The 3,347-nt window shown below is 66.3% G+C and carries 2 protein-coding genes and 1 pseudogene; all 3 read right to left on the reverse strand.

Going from position 1 to position 3,347, the window contains the following annotated elements:
- Positions 1-734: pseudogene (locus EN749_RS32935) on the reverse strand (two-component sensor histidine kinase); the annotation flags it as partial.
- The gene (locus EN749_RS32940) at positions 725-1,417 is read right to left on the reverse strand and encodes a response regulator transcription factor (RefSeq protein ID WP_127381793.1); all 693 of its coding nucleotides are present in this window, start codon (positions 1,415-1,417) and stop codon (positions 725-727) included. The gene EN749_RS32940 and the pseudogene EN749_RS32935, both read right to left, overlap by 10 nt.
- A 3-nt stretch (positions 1,418-1,420) precedes the next feature.
- A complete protein-coding gene (locus EN749_RS32945) occupies positions 1,421-2,959 on the reverse strand; it encodes a DUF4173 domain-containing protein (RefSeq protein ID WP_128290210.1) in 1,539 nt (512 codons plus the stop codon).
- Positions 2,960-3,347 lie beyond the last annotated feature (388 nt).

Here is a 3,347-nt window from a genome sequence, read left to right on the forward strand (position 1 = left end):
CCATAGAGATGTTTGATGATGTTGTTGGGCGTCCGCGACACATAGACGACGCCGGCGACCTTGCCGCCGACAGCGACCGGCAGGGCGACGAAGACACGCACCTTGGTGCCGCGGCTGACCGAATAGAGCGGTGGCGTCGGCTGGTCGGGAATGCGCAGCCTGAGCGCGCTTGCATAGTGACCGGCAAGTGCTGTGCGCACCTCTTCGGCCGCACTGAGCGACTGGCCGACCTCGCCGCGCCCGGCAATGACGACGCCCCGGGGATCGAGCAGCCGGAAGCCGGCCAGCGTGGTTTTCTGCGCGGCGTCGAGAATACCGGACAGGCGCGCACCGATCGCCGCGAAGGCAGGATCGGCGGTGGCAGCGATCGCCGCCGGCCGGGGCGGCAGCACATAGTCGGAGGCGAGATCGAGTTGCGGCTCGATCGGCTTGTACAGCGGGCCCGGATTGACGCTTCGGCTTGAATCCCCGCCTGGCCCCGGCATCGGCGCGCCGAGCTTGTCCGCCGCAATGCCGGCGTCGCGCACATCCTGCGCATAGATGGCGGCGATGGCCGCGCCTTGCGCGATCAGCTCCGCTTCGGTCTGGCGGATCAACTGGTTCTCGTAGAGGCGGAAGAAGAACAAGCCGACCAATGGCAGGGCCATCACCATGATCAGGATGGCGACGACGACCGTGGCAAGCCGTGGCCGCCACTTGCGGCCGATCCATTTGCCGGAAGTCGTCAGCCGCATCGGCCAAGCCGGAAGCCGACGCCATGCACGGTCTCGATGGCATCCAGGCAACCCACTGCTGCCAGCTTGGCGCGGATGTTGCGGATATGGCTGTCGACGGTGCGGCCGGCGACATGGATATTTGTGGCATAGGCGCTGGCCATCACCGCGTCGCGGTCGAGCACATGCGCGGGCCGCGCCAGGAATCCCTTCAGGATCGAGAATTCGATCCCCGTCAGGGCAAGCGCCTTGCCGTCGAAGCTGGCAGCGTGACTGGCCGGCGCCAGAGCCAATTTGCCATGCGAAAACTGCCTGTTGTCGACCGGTTCGGCCGCCGCCGGGCGGGCGCGCCGCAGGATGACGTTGACGCGGGCGACCAGTTCGCGCGGGCTGAATGGTTTCGTCACATAGTCGTCGCCGCCCATTTCGAGCCCGAGGATGCGGTCGATCTCCTCGTCGCGCGCGGACAGGAACAGCACCGGCACATCGGATGTGTGCCGCAGTCGCCGGCAGACCTCCAGCCCGTCCATCTCCGGCATGCCGATGTCGAGCACGACAAGATCCGGCGCCCGGCGGCCGATCGCCTGCAGGGCGGCGGCACCGTCGGCCACGCCTGTCGTTTTCATGCCGGCCTTTTCCAGCGCAAAGCAGATCACCTCGCGGATGTGCGGGTCATCGTCGGCGACGAGGATGTGATGCGGCATGGATCAGCGGCCCGGCATGGAAGGTTCGATAGCGGAGGGAATCACGAACGGCCCCTTGGAGTCGAGATATCGAAGCAGCCGCCAGTCGCGAAAGCTCCAGGCCCGCCAGTTCTGCTGGATAGTTCGATACCAGATTTCGTCGCTGCCGCGCACGCCAGCCAGTTCGCGGACAGTGCCGACGGCCACCGTCTTGCCCTGCTGCTCGAGGAAGCGATCAAGTGCGGGAAACGCGCCAGGACCGAGCGAGTGAAGATACCAGGCGTCTAGGGGAATGCCCTGGCCGGTCATTTCGAGGGAATGGTCGACATTGTAGTTGGCGATCGTCGCTGCGAAATTGATGAAACAGCCGGCATAAAGCGTCAGAGATAACGTCAGAAGATTGGCGGACAGCAGCCATTCATTGGATTTTCTCAGCGCGATGCGGGCAATGATCAGGGCAAGGCCTGCTGCGACCAGCCCCATCCAGACAAAGGCGGCGACGCGCCAGTAGGTCAATGCATAGATGCCGACATAGAGGTCGAGCCGCAGGATCGACGAAATGACCAGCATGATATTCTGCGCCACCCAGGCATAGACCAGCCGGCGGATAAGCGGATCGGCCGATGTCTCGCTGCCTGGCCGCAGCGCCGCCAGCACGAAGCCGGCGGCAAGCAGCGCGGTGACGATCAGGGGATAGGCGCCACGATGCGCGTAGGAGGCGTAGCTCAGCCCGTCGGGAAGGGCGGCCCCGCCCCACAGATAGGTGGCGTCGAGCGCCGTCTGCAGCGCAAACAGGATGTTGAAGACGATCAGGGCGCGCAGGATGGCGGCCTTGCCGAACAGGATGTCTTCGATGGTGGTGGCGGTTTTGTCGGCTTGAGCGCTGACGGCCGGCGCCGCGCGCGGGATGCGGCGAACCAGGCGCGGCAGGCGCGGTCGCAGAAAAGCCCAGACAGCGGCGAGCACGAACAGCCAGAAGGCAATCCGCGCCAGCTGGATAAGATCGAGCAGCCTCATGAGGTCGATCAGCGACAGCCAGTAGTCGATCACCGGATTGGCGGCGCCGAACAGCGCCAGGAAGACCGCGCCCAGCGTCAGCGGCATCACCCAGACAGCGATCGCCGCCAGCCGGATGCGCCGCCGGCCGAACCGCCGCGCCGTCCTGCGCCAGCGGACGAAATCATTGGCGAAGCGGAACGGCGCCGCCAGCCCGAACAGCACGATCTGCCCGGCAATACGGGCGATGCTGTGCCGCAGCCGCCCGCTCAGCGAAAGGGCAAAGACGGTCAGCGCCGCCAGCGCGATCGAAACCGACAGGGTGCTGACGTTTTCAGCCAGCGGCAGCAGCGCGACAAGCAAGGCGATGGGCTTGAGCCAGACGCGACCGTCGCTGAAAGCCGCCGGATGCACGGCGACAACCGCGGCGGCAATCAGCAGGGCAAACAGGAAAACCGTGATCCCGGCGGGCTGGCCGTAGAACAGGAAATCCGCAAGTGCTGCCAGGAGGATGGCGACACCGAAGCGGCTGCAATAGCTCGGCGCGGCGCAGAGCAACGCTGTCATGATCGGGCTTTCCTGATGGCGTCCCGCCGGGTTGCCGGCGGGCTCTTGCGGACAAAGGGAATGAGGGTTGCGACGGGACACGCGCGCGGCGCATCGGCCAGCCACCAGTCTTCGCGGCGCAGCCGGCAAGGCAGGGACCATCGGGGTTCTGCTCGGTTTTGCATGCCGTCTGTTTGTCAGGCCGGCGGGGAAAGGGTGAGGCGGATCGGAGGAGGTTTTCCGCAGGCCTGTGCAGTTTTCGTGCAGGGGCGCGAAGAGGGGCGCCGAGCTTCCACCTCCCCCTTGTGGGGGGTCGGACCGCAGGTCCGGGTGGGGGTCCGGCGCCGCACCCCCACCCCGCTGCTTCGCAGCGACCCTCCCCACAAGGGGGAGGGTGGGGTCACAGCCC

Origin of the sequence: Mesorhizobium sp. M7A.F.Ca.ET.027.02.1.1 (assembly GCF_004022985.1) — a bacterium.
GTDB lineage: Bacteria > Pseudomonadota > Alphaproteobacteria > Rhizobiales > Rhizobiaceae > Mesorhizobium.

Bases quoted from the DNA above. Each gene is read 5' to 3' on its own strand.
- EN749_RS32940 (WP_127381793.1), bottom strand. From the start codon at position 1,417: ATGCCGCATCACATCCTCGTCGCCGACGATGACCCGCACATCCGCGAG.
- EN749_RS32945 (WP_128290210.1), bottom strand. From the start codon at position 2,959: ATGACAGCGTTGCTCTGCGCCGCGCCGAGCTATTGCAGCCGCTTCGGT.